We start from the raw sequence: 2,442 nt of genomic DNA, 5'->3' as shown, positions 1-2,442 counted from the left end.
CCGTGCAGCTGAAGAATCCCGACGGCAAGCAATTATTCCCGGCCGCCAGCGCCGCTAAATGGCAGGCCGCCAAAACCGCGCTGGAAGCGTTTTTGACGTTCTCCGAAGGGAAGCATGAACTGTTTAAATTGTTTACCGGTCCTGGGGGTTCGTACAATCCGGACGAAAGCCTGTACCGTCTTTTCATCGACGTGGAAGGGAATAAGGAAATTGTATGGGCTTCGCCCTCCCAGTCCTGGGGCAGTGTGGATGGAGAAGGAACTGACCGCCGCTGTACGCCCAGGAGCGAAAGGGGCGGCCTCAATTCCCTCGGGGTAACCCAGGAACTGGTAGACGACTTCTTCATGATCGACGGCCTCCCGATCAACGAATCGCCGATGTACAGGGAAAACGCATTCTCTGCCGCGGGCGACGATCCCTCGGGCAGGACGGAGCCGGGTACATTCAATATGTGGGTGAACCGCGAACCGCGCTTCTATCAGACGGTATTCTTCCAGAACCGGAAATGGCATATCAGCAACACGAACGTTCAGTTCCATAAAGGCAGCGGCAACGACAACAGCGCCGGCGACAACCCTTACACCGGATATCTCCTCTATAAAAGAACGGCGCGCAACGTCCGCAACGAAGGCACCTATCCCCGTTCCCAATACCGCCCTTCCATCATTTTCCGTTTAGCTGAATTTTACCTGTTGTATGCAGAAGTTTGCAATGAAGTGAACCCCGGCGATCCGAAGATCCTGGAGTATATCGACAAGGTGAGAGAACGCGCGGGTATTCCGTTGCTGTCAGCCATCAAACCCGGGCTGCTGGGCAATAAAGATGCCCTGCGCAAAGCGATCCAGCGGGAAAGCAGGGTGGAGCTCTGCACCGAAGGGCAGCGGTATTTTGATGTGAGAAGATGGATGCTGGCCGACAAAACGCCGGAACAAGGCGGCCTCAACAAACCAGCGACCGGCATGAACATGAATTCCGGTAACCTCACGATCGGGGCCGGCGGATTCTTCGCGCGGACGTTCGTGGAGAACAGGTTGTTCAAGAAGTCGATGTACCTGTATCCCATCCCGCTGGACGAAATCCAGAAAAGCAAAATGCTGGTGCAGAACCCGCTGTGGTAATACGCCAACTCACATTTTTTCCCCTACCCCGCGGTCAAACGCGGGGTACGACCAAAATCCATCAACATGCAAAAGCTTTCATCATCCATCTATATATTGACTTTCGCGCTGACCGCCCTGGGATTGTTCTCAGGATGCGGGAAAGACGAACAGCCGGCCGGAGTGGCGGGTATATACATCGTGCCCGCCTCGCAGGCGGTATCTGAGGAATTCAAAGTGTCGGCATCCACGCCGGTCATCCGTTTCGCCGCAGCCATGCAAAATCCCGCTTCCGGAAACGTAAGTGCGCAGCTGGCGATAGACAATAGCCTCATAGCGGCATTTAACACCAACTACAAAACCAATCACTTGCCCTTGCCGGATGGTAGCGTAACCTTGAAAGGAGAGAGCGTTACCATCCCCCAGGGACACAAAACCTCGGCAAAAGACAGTCTCGTCTTCAACAGCCTGCTGCTGGATCCCGGCGCCAGCTATTTACTGCCGTTAAAGATTGTGCAGGCGTCAGGCGGTGGCGTATCCGTAGTGCCGGCGATGGCGGTGAAGTATTACATCATCAAAGTGAAGCCGCCTTTTGAAGGCAGGTATGCATCTTCCGGCACCCGGTTCAATTTCAATACGGCGGCGGATGCACCGGGCAACCCGGTCAATACATCGCCGTGGTCGTTCGATACGGATGTGAAATGGGCGAGCGGCAGTACGTACAAAGTACACGCCGCCAACGCCAACGGCGATTTCGGGACAATTAGCCTCACCGTCAATGCGGATAATACGGTGCAAATACAGCCCAATGCCGAAACCACGTTAACCCGGCTGGTGCCGACGCCCGGTAAAACCAGCGCCTATGATCCTGAGACAAAATCGTTCCAATTGTATTACGAGTATACAAACGATAATGGCACTTTCAGAACGGTGGATCACCGGCTGGTGTTGAAATAATACGCCAATAGTTTAAGCAATAAAAAACGGGATCATGCGATTACATGATCCCGTTTACTTTTTTTCGGTTTGGGCTAGAACCCAAAAATCTGCTCGAGGCTTACCTGTGTGAAGGCGCCGTATTTCGCGAGATCTTCTTTGGTTACTTTGTCTTTGGAAGCAACAACGCAATGGTTGTAAGGCTTGTTCGACACGTTCTTCTGGTGGAAGGCGTTGATGTCCGCGAAAGTGAGCGGTTTCAGGCCTTTGTACAGTTCGATGCGCGCGTCGTGGTCGATGCCGAGCTTTTTATTGCGGAGGTAGCTGCTGATGATGTCGTACTGCGTGATGCGCTCGGTTTCGAGGGAATTCACCGCGTTGTCTTTCGCCGCGGCAAAGCGCTCGGAAG

General features: G+C 53.8%; 2 protein-coding genes and 1 pseudogene. 2 read left to right on the top strand and 1 reads right to left on the bottom strand.

Going from position 1 to position 2,442, the window contains the following annotated elements; all coding sequences use genetic code 11:
* Positions 1–1,118, top strand: a 1,118-nt coding sequence (locus Q0510_RS14555) for a RagB/SusD family nutrient uptake outer membrane protein (RefSeq protein ID WP_298713153.1), incomplete at its 5' end; no start/stop codon positions are given.
* Positions 1,119–1,184: 66 nt separating this feature from the next.
* Positions 1,185–2,054, top strand: a complete 870-nt coding sequence (locus Q0510_RS14550) for a DUF1735 domain-containing protein (RefSeq protein ID WP_298713150.1) — start codon at positions 1,185–1,187, stop codon at positions 2,052–2,054.
* A gap of 74 nt (positions 2,055–2,128) precedes the next feature.
* On the opposite strand, the pseudogene Q0510_RS14545 reads toward Q0510_RS14550, so the two are convergent.
* Positions 2,129–2,442, bottom strand: a pseudogene (locus tag Q0510_RS14545) (insulinase family protein); the annotation flags it as partial.

Source organism: uncultured Chitinophaga sp. (assembly GCF_937874145.1).
In the GTDB taxonomy this organism is placed as follows: Bacteria; Bacteroidota; Bacteroidia; order Chitinophagales; family Chitinophagaceae; genus Chitinophaga.
Note: the sequence above shows the minus strand (reverse complement) of the source record. Positions and strands in the feature narration are given on the sequence as shown.

Bases quoted from the DNA above. Each gene is read 5' to 3' on its own strand.
- Q0510_RS14550 (WP_298713150.1), top strand. From the start codon at position 1,185: ATGCAAAAGCTTTCATCATCCATCTATATATTGACTTTCGCGCTGACC.